The organism is Maribacter sp. 1_2014MBL_MicDiv, from assembly GCF_001865655.1.
Lineage (GTDB): Bacteria > Bacteroidota > Bacteroidia > Flavobacteriales > Flavobacteriaceae > Maribacter > Maribacter dokdonensis.
The window spans coordinates 3146677-3162583 of record NZ_CP011318.1 but is presented as its reverse complement, the minus strand read 5'-3'; the positions used below and the strand labels follow the sequence as shown (position 1 = coordinate 3162583).

The 15907-nt window shown below is 35.0% G+C and carries 19 protein-coding genes; 6 read left to right on the top strand and 13 right to left on the bottom strand.

Features of this window, described 5'->3' with window-relative positions; genetic code table 11:
* Positions 1-30 precede the first annotated feature (30 nt).
* The 3 genes from YQ22_RS13370 to YQ22_RS13360 all read right to left on the bottom strand — a co-directional run bounded on the left by YQ22_RS13370 (position 31) and on the right by YQ22_RS13360 (position 2956).
* The gene (locus YQ22_RS13370) at positions 31-1281 is read right to left on the bottom strand and encodes a DUF4856 domain-containing protein (protein ID WP_071341585.1); all 1251 of its coding nucleotides are present in this window, start codon (positions 1279-1281) and stop codon (positions 31-33) included.
* 134 nt (positions 1282-1415) lie between these two features.
* The gene (locus YQ22_RS13365) at positions 1416-2285 is read right to left on the bottom strand and encodes a hydroxymethylglutaryl-CoA lyase (protein WP_071341584.1); all 870 of its coding nucleotides are present in this window, start codon (positions 2283-2285) and stop codon (positions 1416-1418) included.
* Between the two features lie 53 nt (positions 2286-2338).
* The gene (locus tag YQ22_RS13360) at positions 2339-2956 is read right to left on the bottom strand and encodes a LysE family translocator (RefSeq protein WP_071341583.1); all 618 of its coding nucleotides are present in this window, start codon (positions 2954-2956) and stop codon (positions 2339-2341) included.
* Positions 2957-3130: 174 nt separating this feature from the next.
* Here YQ22_RS13360 and YQ22_RS13355 point away from each other — a divergent pair, with 174 nt between their 5' ends.
* A complete protein-coding gene (locus YQ22_RS13355) occupies positions 3131-3448 on the top strand; it encodes a Dabb family protein (RefSeq protein ID WP_416576254.1) in 318 nt (105 codons plus the stop codon).
* 72 nt (positions 3449-3520) lie between these two features.
* On the opposite strand, the gene YQ22_RS13350 is transcribed toward YQ22_RS13355, so the two are convergent.
* Positions 3521-4558, bottom strand: coding sequence for a quinone-dependent dihydroorotate dehydrogenase (locus YQ22_RS13350; RefSeq protein ID WP_071341581.1), 1038 nt, complete (start codon positions 4556-4558; stop codon positions 3521-3523).
* A 61-nt stretch (positions 4559-4619) separates the two neighbouring features.
* On the bottom strand, positions 4620-5066 hold the full coding sequence (locus tag YQ22_RS13345; protein WP_071341580.1) for a hypothetical protein: 447 nt from the start codon (positions 5064-5066) through the stop codon (positions 4620-4622).
* Positions 5067-5138: 72 nt separating this feature from the next.
* On the opposite strand from YQ22_RS13345, the gene pepT reads away from it, so the two are divergent.
* Entirely contained in the window at positions 5139-6362 is a 1224-nt protein-coding gene (pepT, locus tag YQ22_RS13340) for a peptidase T (protein ID WP_071341579.1), read from the top strand.
* Positions 6363-6366: 4 nt separating this feature from the next.
* Positions 6367-6966, top strand: coding sequence for a YdeI/OmpD-associated family protein (locus YQ22_RS13335; RefSeq protein ID WP_071341578.1), 600 nt, complete (start codon positions 6367-6369; stop codon positions 6964-6966).
* Between the two features lie 6 nt (positions 6967-6972).
* Here the strand turns inward: YQ22_RS13335 and YQ22_RS13330 are convergent, their stop codons facing one another.
* The 4 genes from YQ22_RS13330 to nusB all read right to left on the bottom strand — a co-directional run bounded on the left by YQ22_RS13330 (position 6973) and on the right by nusB (position 10193).
* Positions 6973-8322 (bottom strand): Gfo/Idh/MocA family protein, encoded by a 1350-nt coding sequence (locus tag YQ22_RS13330; RefSeq protein WP_071341577.1) that lies wholly within the window; start codon positions 8320-8322, stop codon positions 6973-6975.
* Positions 8323-8418: 96 nt separating this feature from the next.
* Complete coding sequence (gene yajC, locus YQ22_RS13325; RefSeq protein ID WP_058103555.1) at positions 8419-8706, bottom strand: preprotein translocase subunit YajC; 288 nt, start codon at positions 8704-8706, stop codon at positions 8419-8421.
* Between the two features lie 24 nt (positions 8707-8730).
* Positions 8731-9201 (bottom strand): DUF1573 domain-containing protein, encoded by a 471-nt coding sequence (locus tag YQ22_RS13320; RefSeq protein ID WP_071341576.1) that lies wholly within the window; start codon positions 9199-9201, stop codon positions 8731-8733.
* Between the two features lie 44 nt (positions 9202-9245).
* Positions 9246-10193 (bottom strand): transcription antitermination factor NusB, encoded by a 948-nt coding sequence (gene nusB / locus YQ22_RS13315; RefSeq protein WP_071341575.1) that lies wholly within the window; start codon positions 10191-10193, stop codon positions 9246-9248.
* Between the two features lie 169 nt (positions 10194-10362).
* Between nusB and YQ22_RS13310 the strand changes: the two genes are divergently transcribed.
* Together YQ22_RS13310 and YQ22_RS13305 are read left to right on the top strand one after the other, a co-directional pair.
* Entirely contained in the window at positions 10363-12114 is a 1752-nt protein-coding gene (locus YQ22_RS13310) for an ABC transporter ATP-binding protein (protein WP_071341574.1), read from the top strand.
* Positions 12115-12179: 65 nt separating this feature from the next.
* A complete protein-coding gene (locus YQ22_RS13305; protein WP_071341573.1) occupies positions 12180-12557 on the top strand; it encodes a PUR family DNA/RNA-binding protein in 378 nt (125 codons plus the stop codon).
* 70 nt (positions 12558-12627) lie between these two features.
* On the opposite strand, the gene YQ22_RS13300 is transcribed toward YQ22_RS13305, so the two are convergent.
* Genes YQ22_RS13300 through YQ22_RS13285 form a run of 4 tightly spaced genes read right to left on the bottom strand, consistent with a single transcriptional unit; the run spans position 12628 to position 15239 of the window.
* On the bottom strand, positions 12628-13677 hold the full coding sequence (locus tag YQ22_RS13300) for a lysophospholipid acyltransferase family protein (protein WP_156894575.1): 1050 nt from the start codon (positions 13675-13677) through the stop codon (positions 12628-12630).
* Positions 13674-14594, bottom strand: a complete 921-nt coding sequence (locus tag YQ22_RS13295) for a bile acid:sodium symporter family protein (protein WP_071341571.1) — start codon at positions 14592-14594, stop codon at positions 13674-13676. Before YQ22_RS13295 ends, YQ22_RS13300 begins: the two co-directional genes overlap by 4 nt.
* 4 nt (positions 14595-14598) lie before the next feature.
* A complete protein-coding gene (locus tag YQ22_RS13290) occupies positions 14599-14937 on the bottom strand; it encodes a tRNA-binding protein (protein WP_071341570.1) in 339 nt (112 codons plus the stop codon).
* Complete coding sequence (locus tag YQ22_RS13285) at positions 14937-15239, bottom strand: hypothetical protein (protein WP_058103563.1); 303 nt, start codon at positions 15237-15239, stop codon at positions 14937-14939. Before YQ22_RS13285 ends, YQ22_RS13290 begins: the two co-directional genes overlap by 1 nt.
* A gap of 89 nt (positions 15240-15328) precedes the next feature.
* Here YQ22_RS13285 and YQ22_RS13280 point away from each other — a divergent pair, with 89 nt between their 5' ends.
* Positions 15329-15883: a thioredoxin family protein gene (locus YQ22_RS13280; protein ID WP_071341569.1), complete on the top strand. Its 555-nt coding sequence runs from the start codon at positions 15329-15331 to the stop codon at positions 15881-15883.
* The last annotated feature ends 24 nt before the right edge of the window (positions 15884-15907 follow it).

Sequence of the window (15907 nt, the reverse complement as noted above, 5' to 3'; positions counted from 1 at the left end):
AATTGCTTTTTTTATCGACTTTAAACCAAATTATTCTGAAGCCTGCTCCAACGTAAAATTAAACCTAGCCGCAATGTCAGCAGAAATAGCATCCAATGTAGTTGCTTCCACATCCCAAAGTCCGTTTTCTCCGTCATCCATTAAATCTACAAGAAACGCATCAACTTCTTCTTTTGTAAAATAAGGTTCAGTAGAATTGGTTTTTCTTGTAAACTGAAGACTGTATACAAAACCGTAACCTTCAGATAAATCATGAAAAGCCCCACCAAAATCAGGTGTTTCTTGATCTAAACTATTTTTACCTTGTTGTAAATAGTAAACGGCTCTAATACCAATAACTTCAGAAAGTTTCTCCCTAATTATTTCGGCTTGTGCATCCCTAACATCATATTGCTTAGCAACAATTGCAGCTCTACCTAATTTAAATGCTTGAAAAATTTCATCGGCAATGCCGGCAAAATCGTCATCTCCTTCTACTCTCCCAATATATTTATTTAAAAAGCTATCTGCACCTAAATCATCATTAGGATTTGCGGCATCTGCATTTAAACCATACACGTAACCGTAAGCCTCATCCCACTTATGTTCCATATTGGTATAAGCTTCACCTTCAACTACTACATTAGCATCATTATCAGCAACGTTATCACCTTCATCCAACACGGCAGTACTTAAGTAATTATTTACTACTTGATCTATGGTAAGCGCTCCAATTAAACCTTTATTAAAAGCTTGGTTATATTCCAACCCTTGAGCATTAATGTATCTAGTAGAAGAACCGTCTGCTATTTGCCCTGCCGTACCTGCTGCTGCTGCAATTTCCCAGTTTGGGAATACCTCATCTACTTGAGCAGAGATCCAACCATCAAAATCCGCTCTGATCACAGCTTGATCGGTAGCATTAGTTGCAAAGAAATCTGCAGAGGCAGCTGTTTTACTTCTTACACTTTTATCAGATGCATTTAAATCTGCATCTTCAAAATCGTTAGCGCCTTCTTCATGGGCATACATACTTAATATTTGCTCGGAAGTTGAAGTTACATCTGTAAATGCGCTCAAAATTTCGTCACCCATTTTTAATCTCGTAGTCTGACCACCAAAGCTAACCGTACTTTCATTATCTCTTGTAAATGTATAAGAATCTGGATTATCTATTGTAGATTCAATAGGGTCACAATCAACATCAACACATTCTGACAATTCTAATCCGTCATCATCGGAACTACATGAAATAAGTAATAAACTAACAATAGACAATAACAATAATAGGTTCTTTTTCATTTCTCTTTTATTAAGACTTATTTTAAATAATGCGCAAAACTATAACATGTTTTAACATTACACAACCTTATCTATATTAAATCTAAATAAATTTAACTTTTTAATAATGTAGCCAGAAGAAATACTACAAGTAATTAGTGATATTGGGAAAAAAGCTCGGTAGCTTTGTTATATGCCGCTTCAAAAGTCATGGCATTAACGCCGGTAACAACTTTTTGAGAGGTAAAATACGATAACATTTTCTCCGTAGGCATGTTACCGGTTAAATCATCTTTGGCCATAGGACAGCCACCAAAACCTTGGATAGCACCATCAAACCGCTTACAGCCAGATTCATATGCCGCGGCAACTTTTTCATGCCATTTTGAGGGTGTGGTATGCAAGTGCGCACCAAACTCAATATTTGGGTATTTTGGGATTAAGTTGGAAAACAAATAAGAAATAGTTTCTGGATCAGATGACCCCACGGTATCTGACAACGATAATATTTTGGCTCCCATTTTCGCCAGTCTTTCGGTCCATTCACCAACTATTTCAACATTCCAAGGATCACCATAAGGGTTACCAAAACCCATGGATATGTACGTTACCACTTCCTTATTCGCCGCATCGGCAATATTAAATATCTCTTGTAACGTTTCTACAGATTGAGCAATGGTCTTATGGGTATTTCTCATTTGAAAATTCTCGGAGATAGAAAAAGGAAAGCCCAAATAATCAACTTCAGAATGGGTAACAGCGTCTTCCGCACCACGAACATTTGCCACTATGGAAAGCAACTTAGATTTGGTTTTAGACAAATCCAATTTAGACAGAACCTCTGCAGTGTCCACCATTTGCGGAATTGCCTTTGGCGAAACAAAACTCCCAAAATCCAACGTATCAAAACCACAACCTAGTAAAGAGTGTAAATACCTCACCTTTTCATCGGTAGGTATGAACTTCTTAATACCCTGCATAGCATCTCTAGGGCATTCTACTATTTTGATCTTTGAATTAAACATTATGTAAAAATACGAACTCTAAATAAGTAAATCCTATTAATATTTTAATAAAACTAACCTAAAACTAAATAAATCGCAATACCCATAAAAACAATTATCTGAATCCATTTTAAAACAAACCCTGTACGCTTATTGTTAGTTAAGAAGCTAGATATTTGACCAGCCAAAATGGCTATAGCGCCAAACACAAAAGATGAAACCAAAATAAAAAGAACACCCAGTGTATAAAACTGAATTACGTTATTTAAACTATCCGAAAAGAGAAAACCAGGAAAAAAAGCAAGAAAAAAAATGGTCACTTTTGGATTTAGAACGTTCATTATAAAACCCTGTTTGAATAATGATAGTTTACTTTTCTTTTTTTCTTCTCCGGCAATAGAAATAACATCACCGCCTCTATAGACCATAATAGCCAAGTAGACTAAGTAGGCCGCACCAAAAAATTTAATTAATGTAAAAAGAGTGGTGCTATTCTTAATAATTGCCGATACCCCAAATGCCAACAGCGTAGTATGTACCAAACAGCCTGTCATTAAACCTGCAACAACTGCCAAGCCAAATTTTTTACCATTACTAATACTCTGTATTAAAACAAATATATTATCCGGTCCTGGTGATAAAGCCAAAAAAAAAGTAGCCACAGAAAAGGCCATTAAAATTTCGTAGTTCAATAAAATAGTGCCTTGGTTGATATGAAAATACAAATTACCATTATTTACAGCTATTTTTAATAACTTGTTTTAAAATAAAATACTATGAAAATTAAAGTACTTCTATTACTAGTTTGTTTTACATTGGCATTTGATACATATGCCGTTACCGAAGAAAACAATATAACCAACACCATGATTAAAAATGACAGCCTTTTAAGACATGCCGTATTCTTCAAATTCAAAGAAGGCACTACCGCCGAACAGATAAAAAAGGTAGAAGATGCTTTTAGCGCCCTACCTTCAAAAATTGAACAGATCAAAGGTTACGAATGGGGACTTAACAACAGTCCAGAGGGATTAAACAAAGGGTTTACGCATGCATTTTTCCTAACCTTCAAAAGTGAAGAAGATCGTGCTATTTATTTGCCCCACCCAGACCATAAAGCTTTTGGAGCAATACTGACCCCATATTTAGATGATGTCTTTGTACTTGATTATTGGGCAAAATAACATACAACCAATGCTAAAAAAGAAAAGCCCTTGCACACAATGTACAAGGGCTTTTCTTTTTTCAAGAGTTTATTACACCCTTTCTAAAATTGCCTCATTTATAGATTTCACCAAAGCAGGCCCTTCATATACAAAACCAGTCCACAATTGAATTAAATCTGCACCTGCATCTAACTTTTCTATAGCGTCATCTGCGGAATGTATACCACCTACACCGATAATAGGGAATGCTTTGTTGCTTTTTTCTGCAAGAAAACGAATTACCTCTGTACTTCTATCTTTCAAAGGCGCACCACTGAGTCCGCCAGCTTCTTCCGTTATTAACGCATGAGATTTTAAATTTTCCCTAGAAATGGTAGTATTAGTTGCAATAACACCATCAATACTGGTATCACTCACAATATCAATAATATCCAGCAATTGGCTATTGGTTAAATCTGGCGCTATCTTTAATAGAATTGGTTTACGTGCAACATCTTTACGTTTACTTTGCCTAGCGTTCTCCAATTGCAATTCATTGAGCAAAGCCGTTAATGGCTCTTTATCTTGTAATTCTCGTAAACCAGGTGTATTGGGAGAGCTCACGTTAACTACGAAATAGTCTACATGGTCAAAAAGGGCATCAAAACAAATGAGATAATCCTTTATAGCCTCATTATTGGGTGTCACCTTATTTTTACCAATATTACCACCTATAAGAACTTTATGGTTTTTCTTTAAATTTTCGACCGCTTCAAAAACACCATGGTTATTAAATCCCATTCTGTTGATAATTGCTTTATCCGCTTTTAATCGAAATAATCTTTTTTTAGGATTTCCTTCTTGTGGTTTAGGAGTCAATGTACCAATTTCTACAAAGCCAAATCCAAAATCCGATAATTCATTATAAAGCACCGCATTTTTATCAAAACCTGCCGCCAACCCCACTGGGTTCTTAAATTTCAATCCAAACAGTTCACGCTCCAAACGATTGTCCTCTACCGCGAACATGGATTTTATTACGCCCGATAAGCCGATTTTAGAAAAAAACTTAATGCTTGAAAAACTAAGGTAATGAACTTTTTCTGGGTCTAACAGAAACAAAAGAGGTCTAATAAAAAGCCTGTACATGTATATATTTTAGAAGCCGCAAAAATACAAACTGTAAATGAGAAAGTTAAGTAATAGTTTATCAGTTTTTGTCAACAATGCTATCGGCATATACCGTTGGAACAACTACATAAGGTGAACGGTATGCCTGTTTACATAAAGATTGGTACAATTCATATTGTTTGGAGTTGAACAATGTCAACATCCGTTTATCTATCATAGCCTGTACCCTACCCATGCTATCCATTACACTTTTATATTTACCTGCAAGCTGTCTTAATTCTGTTTCGCTACTTTGTGGATGCCTCTCTTTAACATTTTGTAATTCATTATTCAAAACATCGTTTCTATACTTTAATTCTGCACTAAAACTTACCAGTTTTTCATGTTGCATTTCGTTTAACTGAAATATTTCAGAAATAATTGAATCATTGGTAACACCAACCCCTAAAACGCAATCTGCCTGTGAATATACCCTGGCACTTATCAAAATAATTACGGACCATATTATATACCTAAATCTTTTCATGATTACCACTATAGAATCTAACGTTTACCAATTTACAATTTATAAGCTTATTTTTGATAAAACCCTTTTACAATGCAGCATATAATTGACCGTTTTATTAGCTATGTCACTATAGATACGCAAAGCGATTCTTCATCTAATACCACACCAAGCACAAAAAAACAATGGAATCTAGCAAACAAATTAGTTGATGAGTTACGTGCAATAGGATTAACCGATGTCACAATTGATGACAATGCATATATTATGGCAACCCTGCCATCTAATGTAGACCACCAGGTACCTACCATAGGTTTTATTGCGCATTTTGACACATCACCAGACTTTTCTGGCACCAATGTAAAGCCACAGGTAATTGAAAATTATGACGGAAAGGATATTATCTTAAATAAGGAAAAAGATATTGTGCTCTCTTCATCATATTTTGATGATCTCTTACAATACATAGGGCAAACCATTATTACCACAGATGGCACTACACTTTTAGGTGCAGATGATAAAGCAGGTATTACTGAAATAGTAACTGCAATGGAGTATTTGATAAACAATCCGGATATTAAACATGGTCCAATTAGAATAGGATTTACTCCGGATGAAGAAATAGGTAGAGGCGCACACAAATTCGATGTTGAAAAATTTGGTGCAGAATGGGCCTATACGATGGATGGAAGCCAAATTGGCGAATTGGAGTATGAAAACTTTAATGCTGCTGGTGCTAAAATTACCGTTAGTGGCAAAAGTGTGCACCCTGGCTACGCAAAAGGAAAAATGGTTAATGCCCTACTCATTGCAAATTATATTATAAGTGAATTTCCAAAACATGAAATACCACAAGAAACAGACGGCAGAGATGGGTTTTTCCATATACATCATATAAACGGTGAAATTGAGCATGCAACTGTAGAGCTTATCATTAGAGACCATGATCTAAAGCGATTTAATGAGCGTAAGCAGTTAGTACACGATATTGTTAAAAGGTATAACAATGAATATGATAATTGTATTGAACTAGAATTGAAGGATCAATATTTTAATATGAAAGAAAAGGTAGAGCCTGTTTTTCATATTGTAGAAACCGCAAAAAAAGCTATGGAAGATATAGGCATAAAACCTATAATTAAACCAATTAGGGGCGGTACAGATGGTTCACAACTAAGCTACATGGGCTTACCATGCCCTAACATTTTTGCTGGCGGACATAACTTCCATGGAAAATATGAGTACGTACCCGTAGAAAGCATGCAAAAAGCTGTGGAAGTCATTGTACGTATTTGCCAATTAACAGCAAATCAATAACAGTATGGACAGGCAAGAAAAAATAGATAATTTCTACAATGAAGAACACCAATATAAAACTGGTGTAGCTATTTTAAGAAAGCTTGCTTTAGGTTGTAAATTAAAAGAAACATATAAGTGGAGCTTCCCTACGTATACAACACAAGACAAAAATGTTATTGCCATTTGTAAATTTAAGTCGCATTTTGGCATATGGTTCTTTAACGGCGTGTTTTTAAAGGACCCACACAAAGTATTGGAAAATGCGCAAGAAGGAAAAACCAAGGCCATGAGGCATTGGAAGTTTTCTTCTACGTCTGAAATTGATCATAACGTTATAACAGCGTACATTCAAGAAGCTATAGTAAATCAAAAAAAGGGACTGGCATTAAAAGTGGAAAGAAAGCCCAAAACAAAAATTATACTTCCTACCCACCTAGCTATTGCCATTGAACATAATGATGACTTAAAGACTTCCTTTAACAAATTAACCTATTCCAAACAAAAGGATTACGCCGAATATATTGCAACTGCAAAACAAGAAAAAACGAAACTATCTAGATTAGAAAAGATAGTTCCGTTGATATTACATGGCATAGGCCTTAATGATAAATACCGTAGATAGTTCCTTTTATAATTTAGGTAGGTTCCAACCATTATGATAGTTAGCCTTTAAAAACTGGTTTGCTTCTTCATTTTTAAATTTACCGGCCATTGGATCCCAGTAAATTCTATTACCGGTTTTAAACGCTACATTACCCATATGTGAAACCAAAGCGGCATCATAACCTACTTTAATTGGTGCATTTAGTATAGCGTTATCCCTACTTTTTACCGCTTCTATGAAATTCTGGGTATGCAGATCCAACCCATTGAATTCACCTTTGGTATGTGAAACCGCTTCTAGCTTAGGAATACCATCTTTACCCCAGCCCTGAAATTCAGTTTCCGGTATTACTTCCCAGCCACCTCTATCAACAACCAGTGTACCGTTATTACCAATAAACGCTATTCCATGATTTCTTCCATAGTTACCACCGTCAATGCCCGTGGCATGCTCCCAAAGAATAGAGAAGCCGTCATATTCATATACCGTTTGTAAAGTATCTGGAGTTTCAGAGGCATCCGTGGGATAAGCAAATTTACCGCCCAAGGCCATCACAGATTTTGGTGTACCGGCTTTCATACCATACAACGCATAATCCATAAGATGTACGCCCCAATCTGTCATTAAACCACCGGCATAATCCCAAAACCACCTAAAATCGAAATGAAATCTATTTTTATTAAAAGCCCTATCGGGAGCCGGACCCAACCACATTTTATAATCTACCCCCTCAGGAACTGGAGCATCGGCTACTACGGGAACAGGTTTCATCCAACCTTGGTATGCCCATGCTTTTGCCAAGCGTATTTCTCCTAACGCACCAGAATGCACATATTTAATGGCATCTACAAAATGTGGTTGACTACGCTGCCATTGGCCTATTTGCACCATTCTATCCCTAGACTCCACAAAGTCCAACATAATATTGGCTTCTTCAACAGAATTAGCAATTGGCTTCTCACAATAAACATCTTTACCTGCTTGTAATGCATCTGTTAATTGCAGGCAATGCCAATGATCTGGCGTACCAATAATAACGACATCTATATCTTTATTCTCATATAACTTTCTATAATCACTATACCATTTTGGTTTTTTGATTCCCGCCTTTTCAAGATCAGCTGTTCTTTCCCTTAATACATTTTCATCTACATCACACAATGCTATGACATTAATATCACTCATTTTCAAAAAAGAGCTTAAGTCAGAGAAACCCATACCCTTACAGCCTACCAAACCAACATTGATAGTGTCGTTGGCGCCCACCTTCTTACGCATCATTGATAACATCTCCATAGGGAACATAAATGATGCTCCTGTCATTACCAATCCTGCGGTGCCTTTTCTAATAAAATTTCTTCTGTTGTGTAGCATGTTGTTGTTGTTTTAAGTGTAATTAAATATACCACATTTAGGCAAAAAAAAACACCGATGTTTCCATCGGTGTTTTTTATATGAATTCAGAAATTATTATTTTTTTTCTGGAGCATTTAATTTATTGCTCATTTCCATGGATATGGCAGACCTATCAAATTTTAACTTCCCGGCCATTGTTTCCAAAACACAAGAGAAGTCCTTATCATTTAAATCCACTACTTTTCCGTGCAGGCCGCTTTTGGTAATAACACGATCACCACGTTTTAACTCTGCCGAAAATTTCTTTTCATCCTTTTGTCTTTTCATTTGAGGTCTGATCATAAAAAAATATGCGACCACAAAAATCAAAATCATCGGAAGAAACTGCCCTATATCACCCATCTTTGGTATATCTGTAATTTATAATTATTTAACAGGTCCTAATGGAGCTGCTCCTTTTGGATTAACAAAAGCCTTTATTCTCAAAAGCTCAGAACCTTTTTCAGTGTTAGCCGTAACGGTAATAGTCTTAGTAACCTGGTTTTGACCAGATCCGTTAAAGTTCACTTTTAACTCCCCTGTCTCACCTGGTGCAATAGGATCCTTTGGAGGATTAGGAACTGTACAACCACAGCTACTTTTAGCATCTGTAATAATTAATGGAGCGTTACCTGTATTAGTAAATTTAAAAACTGTTTCCTGTGCCGCACCTTGTTCAATTGTACCAAAATCATGCTCTGATTTCTCAAAAGACATTACCGGTACCGCTTTAGCTGCTTCATCTCTTACCGCTGCTTCCGCTACATTATCTGTTTTAATTTTACTTGAAGCATTGTCTTTGCAAGAAGTAAAAGCTACCATTGATACAAGACCAACAATTAGAACTATTTTTTTCATACTATATTAGATTTATCAATTAACTGTAAAATTATAAAATATTTTTATAATAGACCCCTACCCATTTTGTTAAGCTTTCCTTCAGATTTGTATTCTTTAGTAAGCTTATCTAGTATTCCGTTTATGAAAATGCTACTTTTTGGAGTCGAGTATTCTTTGGCAATCTCCAAATACTCATTAATGGTTACTCTTTCCGGGATTGAAGGGAAATGTAACAATTCACAAATTGCCATTTTCAGAAGTATGCTATCTATGCCTGCAATACGATCTTTATCCCAGTTTGGTGTTTTACCATCTATCTCTTTTTCCAATGCATCATTTTTCAACAACGTTCTAGACAATAACTGCATAGCGTAGGTCATGTCTTCATCATCCTTTAAAAGACTCGGTAAAAAGTATGAATCAGGATGAACTTGTTTTACCTTCTTCAAATGTTTTAACAAAAACGTATTAACAATAGGAATGTCATCTACCCAAGTTAACTTATCATCTTCGAAGTAATCATATATTTTTTCGTTGGGGGCAATGATATTTTTGAACAAGGTCAATATCAATTCTTTGTCCGCAGCATAATCGCTTTCTGGTGTAGACATGTATTCCTTATACGTTTCGCTCTCTATAATATCTTTATAAATAAGCTTAACGTACTCTTCATTAAGGTACCAATTATCTAATTTCCTATTTGAAATTTCTTCCTCAAGTGTTTTGTTCTCAAGAATTTGCACCAATAATCTGTTCTGAACAAACTTCTTAGGATTTGGAAATTCCTGCTTACCGTCACTAATATATTTTTTTGCGGAAAGAGAAATTTGTTCTGCCGCCCTTTTTTGTATTTCTACAAAAAGACTTAACCATAACAAGTAGAGCGTATAGGTATTCTCTATGCTTACTTTTAAAAACTTCTCTTGTCTCTGTAATGAATCATCTTTTGATTGAACGAGCGCATATATGCTCTGCATTACCTTAACTCTAATGTGCCTTCTTGTAAGCATTTTAAAGAACTTTTTTAATAAATTGATATTTAAAGCCGCAAAGGTAAGTATCTATTTAAAGGGTCACAACAGCAATCGTATTTATCTTAGCTTATTTATAACATATGGTTTTAGGTCAAAAAACTATCTTTGGCCAAAGAAAACGATAATCTTCTTTTTTTAGCATTGTATGAAAGAACTTAAACACCTAAATAAATACTTTAAAAAATACTGGTTTAAGCTTTTTCTCGGAATAATCATAACCATTATAGCCAGGCTTTTTCAATTGATCATGCCTTCTTACGTGAACAACTCTATTACGGTAGTTGAACAGTATATTAAAACGGAAATTGAAAAATCTACCGCACAGGAACTATTAATGGAATATATTCTAATTATCGTAGGTGCTGCAATACTATCTGGTTTCTTCACTTTTTTAATGCGCCAATTGATCATTAACATTTCTAGATATATTGAGTATGATCTTAAAAACGAAATTTTTTATCATTACCAAAAGCTAAGTCTCAATTTTTATAAGAAAAATAGAACAGGCGATTTAATGAACAGGATCAGTGAAGATGTTAATGAAGTACGTATGTATGCAGGTCCAGCAATTATGTACGGCATACAGACCTTAACATTGTTTGCTTGTCTGATTCCGTTAATGTTTATAAAAGCGCCCACTTTAGCCGCATATACACTATTGCCGTTACCTTTTCTTTCGGTCCTAATTTATCAAATAAGTAAAGTAATTCATAAGCGAAGTACCATTGTACAACAATACCTTTCTACCTTATCTACCTTTACACAAGAAATTTTTTCAGGAGTTTCCGTTATAAAAGCCTACGCATTAGAGCCGCAGACCAATAGTGATCTTACTAAACTTGCCATTGAAGGCAAAGAGAAAAGTGTAAGTCTTGCTAAAGTGAATGCATGGTTTTTTCCATTAATGATACTTTTAATAGGTATTAGTAACATTTTGGTCATTTATATAGGAGGTAAACAATACTTGGCCGGCGAAATTGAAGTAGGACTAATTGCCGAATTTATTTTATACGTAAATATGCTTACTTGGCCAGTGGCCATTGTTGGTTGGTTAACTTCAATAGTGCAAAGGGCAGCCGCAAGTCAAAAGAGGATAAATGAATTTCTAAACCAAGAGTCAGAAATAAAAAATAATCCTGCCAACACCCTTACGGTCAAAGGCAAAATTGAATTTAAAAATGTTGATTTCACATACCAAGATACCAATATTAATGCCATAAAAGACCTGTCGTTCACCATTAACGAGGGTGAAACCACAGCTATTATTGGTAAAACCGGTTCTGGAAAATCTACCATACTTGATTTGGTAGCCCGCTTATATGACACATCTTCTGGAGAGATATTAATAGACGACGAACCTATTAAAAATGTAGACCTTACCAATTTACGAGAATCTATTGGTGCCGTACCCCAAGACGCATTCCTATTTTCAGATAGCATTAAGAACAACATTAAATTTGGTAAGGAGAATGCTACAGACGAGGAAATCATTGACATAGCAAAAGATGCCGTGGTACATGAAAACATAATGGGTTTCTCTAAAAAATATGATACTATCTTAGGAGAAAGAGGTATAACATTAAGTGGCGGACAAAAACAAAGAGTTTCAATTGCCAGGGCCTTAATTAAAAAACCTCAGATTTATTTATTTGATGATTGCTTGTCTGCCGTAGATACGGAAACGGAAGAAGAAATATTGAATAACCTGAAAAAAGCATCTAAGAATAGAACTACATTAATTGTAAGTCATAGAGTTTCTTCTGCCAAAAACGCGGATAAAATTTTGGTTTTAGATGACGGAAGACTTATTCAAGAGGGCACACATCATGAATTAAATTCACAAGAAGGCTATTATAAAGACCTCTACCACAAACAGCTCTCAGAGAAAGAAAGTTAGAAAATTGTTGTCGGATAGCGTTTTTTTTTTCATTTTTGATAGTATAACGACACTAAACATTAGAAATGAGCGAAAGAGATTTATCAGATCAAGAAGAAATTCACTCCAAAGTTTTACGCGCAGGTAGAAGAACTTACTTTTTCGATGTAAGAAGTACAAAGGCTGGGGATTATTATTTAACGATTACAGAAAGTAAGAAATTTACGCATGACGATGGTTCATTCCATTACAAAAAACATAAAATATATTTATACAAAGAAGACTTTGACGCTTTTAAAGAGAACGTTGAAGAGATGATGGATTTTATAATCAACGAAAAAGGGTCTGAAGTAATTTCTGAAAGACACCAAAAAGATTTCAAAAAGGAAGAAATAGAAGAGCCCGTAGAAAAGACAGCTACCAACACTTCTAGCTTTACAGATGTAAGTTTTGAAGATATCTAGGTAAAACAACCCTTAAAAAACAAAACGGCCCTTATGTATAAGGGCCGTTTTTAGTTTATAACTATAAAATTCAGTTTAGCCCTTTTTTAACGAACCATAAATTCAATAATACCAAAACAACCAAAGCCGTTAACGCCACTTTAATAGAAAGTACCATAGACAACCCTACAAATAACAATAAAAGGTAAAGTGGGTATACTAACAAGATAAATGCAAACCTGAACGTACCCATAAATTCCTTCTCCGGAACCTTTGGCATTAACCATTTGTGCCACATTATAATCATCGGAAAATTTAATATGTTAAAAACACTTCTTAACACCGATCTCCCTTTAGCTGCATTGGTTAAATCGCTTGAATTGAAAACTTCATTCGTATAATGCCTAATTTTATTGTTGACCTCTGTAGGATTTAAAAAGTCCACATTTTTTGTATTAAGAAGATTTACCATAGTATCATAATCTTGATCTATTGGTATATGGGTTGTCAATTGTCTCAATTGTAAAGAAACTGCATTTTTAAAATTTCGGCTGGTCATATTTAAATCATTGGCAACGTACATGCTTTTGGCAGATATTGCCTTACCATAATTGATAGCCACTTGATCAGGAAACTGATCGGCATGTTTATAATTCAATCCTACAGGAATTAGCATGATATCAACATCTGGGTATAGCTCAAAAGTTCTTATAAGTATTCTTGTAAAGCCTTTACTTAAAGGTCTCACCCTTCGTCGTAAATTATGATTTGCTTCCGGAAACAAGAGCAGTGCCTCTCCTCTACTCAAAATATCGGCACAAGAGTTGAAAATAGCATCGTTGTTAGAAAGCGTATCTCTACCGTCTCGCATTCTATAAATAGGCAGCATTTGAAAATATGAGAAAATACCCTTTAACAGTTTACCCTTAAACACATCGGAACGCGTTAAAAAGTATGGTTTTCGATTACAGTCGGTAGCAATTAATAATACATCAATCAATGCACTTTGATGATTGGGCAAAAACATCACCGGCTTATCCTTAGGGATATGCTCCAACCCGGATACCACTATTTTTTTATGACATTCATAGAGTCCAGTTTTAATCACCGACTTTACCATTGAATAAATAAATCCGTTCAAGCTATAGTTTCTTTAGCAACCGATTTTCTATTCCAGAAAGCGGCTAATATTAAACCTGAGACTATATGCCAAATACCCCAAAAAGCAGCAAGAAGTGCCATACCACCTAGACCGTCAAAAAAAGTAAATATCAGTAAAAGTCCTAGACCAGAGTTTTGAATTCCCGTTTCTATAGTTATAGAACGTATACTATCCACAGGTAGTTTAAAAAGTTTACCTATACCATAACCTGTTGTAAAAGCCAATAGATTATGGGCTAGAACTATCCAAAATACATATAGAATATAATCCATAAAAATAATCCTATTGTTATAAAGCGCAATGAAAACCAAACCTATAAAAAACACCAAGGAAACAATCTTTAACTTTTTTGCGATTTTCAATGCTAATTCAGGCATTTTGTAATTGATTAACATACCCAGTGCAAGGGGCAAGCCCAACAATAAAAAGACCAATTTGAACATTTCTATAGATGAAATAGAAATTTCATTAATCAGACTTGAACTTGGCTCATATAACATGGACCAAAAATGAAAGTTAAGCGGAGTCATAATTATGGCAAACATAGTAGCCATAGCCGTTAAACTTACAGATAAAGCCGTATTGGCATTAGATAGATATGATATAAAATTAGAAATATTACCACCTGGGCATGCTGCCACCATAAACATACCTAAAGCTATACTGGACAAAGGTTCTATTGCCAGGACCAACAAGAAGGTTATTGCCGGCAATACTAAAAACTGACTGATCAACCCAGCAATTAAAGCTTTTGGCCTTAACCATAAAGGTTTAAAATCTGATACGGATATTTCTAAAGCAACACCGAACATGACCAAACCTAGAACAATGTTCATTACCCAAAGTGAGCCTGAATCAAAGTTAATATGTATGCTATCTAAAATATTCTCAGTCAAAAATTTAGGAAATTTTCAATCCGTTAGGTACTGTCATTTGAGGTTGCAGCAACACTACCGAACTGTTCTCTACAGCTCCCAATATAAGACATTCGCTCATAAAATTAGCTATTTGCTTTTTTGGAAAGTTGACAACAGCTATAACCTGAAGTCCTACGATATCTTCCTTATCATATTTTTCGGTAACTTGAGCCGATGTTTTTTTAACCCCTATTTCAGGTCCAAAATCAATGTCTAATTTGAAAGACGGGTTTCTAGCTTCCGGAAAATCATAGACCGCCGTTACAGTTCCAGTTCGCAAATCAATTTTACTAAAATCTTCCCACGAGATTGTTGTTTCCATTAAGTAAGTCTAAGTTTTTCAATTAAATCTTTGGGCACATTACCTGCATACATACCGTAAGCATCTACCAATAACCCTTTTTCACCAGTACTGGTTTCAATCACATACAATATAGTATTATCATCTGGATTACTCATACCCTCAAAACGATAAAATTTCACCACATCTAGCTCAGTAGCTTTATGAATTTTCTTTTTACTTTTATTTTCTATACCTGCATCGCACAGATTAAAATCTTCTGTATAACCTTCAGCCTGTAAAGCTTCTATTGCAACAGATAATGATACATATGACTTTTCCATGATATTAAAATTTTAAGGATTATGAATTATATAAAGTAAATACAAGCTCCATTAATTTGTTAACTTAGTACATTAAATTTTTAGTTGGTATGGCAAGAACAGAAAGTAATATGTTGGCATTGGGAACCGTAGCGCCAGAATTTAGTTTAATGGACACGGTTAGCGAAAAAACCATGAACCTTCATTCCATGAACGGTGAAGTTGGCACTCTAATCATGTTTATTTGTAATCATTGCCCATTTGTTATCCATGTAAACCCTGAAATAGTTAAAATGGCTAAAGAGTTCCAAAGCAAGGGTATTCAATTTATTGCCATTTCTAGTAATGATGTTGAAAAATATCCAGAGGATGCGCCTCACTTTATGCGAATTAAGGCTAAAGCTGAAAATTATACCTTTCCATATCTTTATGACGAAGATCAGACAGTGGCAAAAGCTTACGATGCCGCCTGTACTCCAGATTTTTTTCTTTTTGACAATGAATTAAAATTGGTCTATAGAGGTCAGTTAGACGACTCTAGACCAGGTAATGGCTCACCACTAACCGGCATTGATTTGAGAAATGCAATGGAAAATCTCATTCACGGAAAAGAAATAAGTGCTATTCAAAAGCCAAGTATAGGCTGTAATATTAAATGGAAATAGGACAAGCTTAATCTTATACATCTA

Coding starts and splice junctions, on each gene's coding strand:
- pepT (WP_071341579.1), top strand. CDS start 5,139: ATGCAGCATATAATTGACCGTTTTATTAGCTATGTCACTATAGATACG.
- YQ22_RS13350 (WP_071341581.1), bottom strand. CDS start 4,558: ATGTACAGGCTTTTTATTAGACCTCTTTTGTTTCTGTTAGACCCAGAA.
- YQ22_RS13345 (WP_071341580.1), bottom strand. CDS start 5,066: ATGAAAAGATTTAGGTATATAATATGGTCCGTAATTATTTTGATAAGT.
- YQ22_RS13330 (WP_071341577.1), bottom strand. CDS start 8,322: ATGCTACACAACAGAAGAAATTTTATTAGAAAAGGCACCGCAGGATTG.
- YQ22_RS13280 (WP_071341569.1), top strand. CDS start 15,329: ATGGCAAGAACAGAAAGTAATATGTTGGCATTGGGAACCGTAGCGCCA.
- YQ22_RS13305 (WP_071341573.1), top strand. CDS start 12,180: ATGAGCGAAAGAGATTTATCAGATCAAGAAGAAATTCACTCCAAAGTT.
- YQ22_RS13310 (WP_071341574.1), top strand. CDS start 10,363: ATGAAAGAACTTAAACACCTAAATAAATACTTTAAAAAATACTGGTTT.
- YQ22_RS13365 (WP_071341584.1), bottom strand. CDS start 2,285: ATGTTTAATTCAAAGATCAAAATAGTAGAATGCCCTAGAGATGCTATG.
- YQ22_RS13320 (WP_071341576.1), bottom strand. CDS start 9,201: ATGAAAAAAATAGTTCTAATTGTTGGTCTTGTATCAATGGTAGCTTTT.
- YQ22_RS13370 (WP_071341585.1), bottom strand. CDS start 1,281: ATGAAAAAGAACCTATTATTGTTATTGTCTATTGTTAGTTTATTACTT.
- nusB (WP_071341575.1), bottom strand. CDS start 10,193: ATGCTTACAAGAAGGCACATTAGAGTTAAGGTAATGCAGAGCATATAT.
- YQ22_RS13335 (WP_071341578.1), top strand. CDS start 6,367: ATGGACAGGCAAGAAAAAATAGATAATTTCTACAATGAAGAACACCAA.
- yajC (WP_058103555.1), bottom strand. CDS start 8,706: ATGGGTGATATAGGGCAGTTTCTTCCGATGATTTTGATTTTTGTGGTC.
- YQ22_RS13285 (WP_058103563.1), bottom strand. CDS start 15,239: ATGGAAAAGTCATATGTATCATTATCTGTTGCAATAGAAGCTTTACAG.
- YQ22_RS13290 (WP_071341570.1), bottom strand. CDS start 14,937: ATGGAAACAACAATCTCGTGGGAAGATTTTAGTAAAATTGATTTGCGA.
- YQ22_RS13355 (WP_416576254.1), top strand. CDS start 3,131: ATGATTAAAAATGACAGCCTTTTAAGACATGCCGTATTCTTCAAATTC.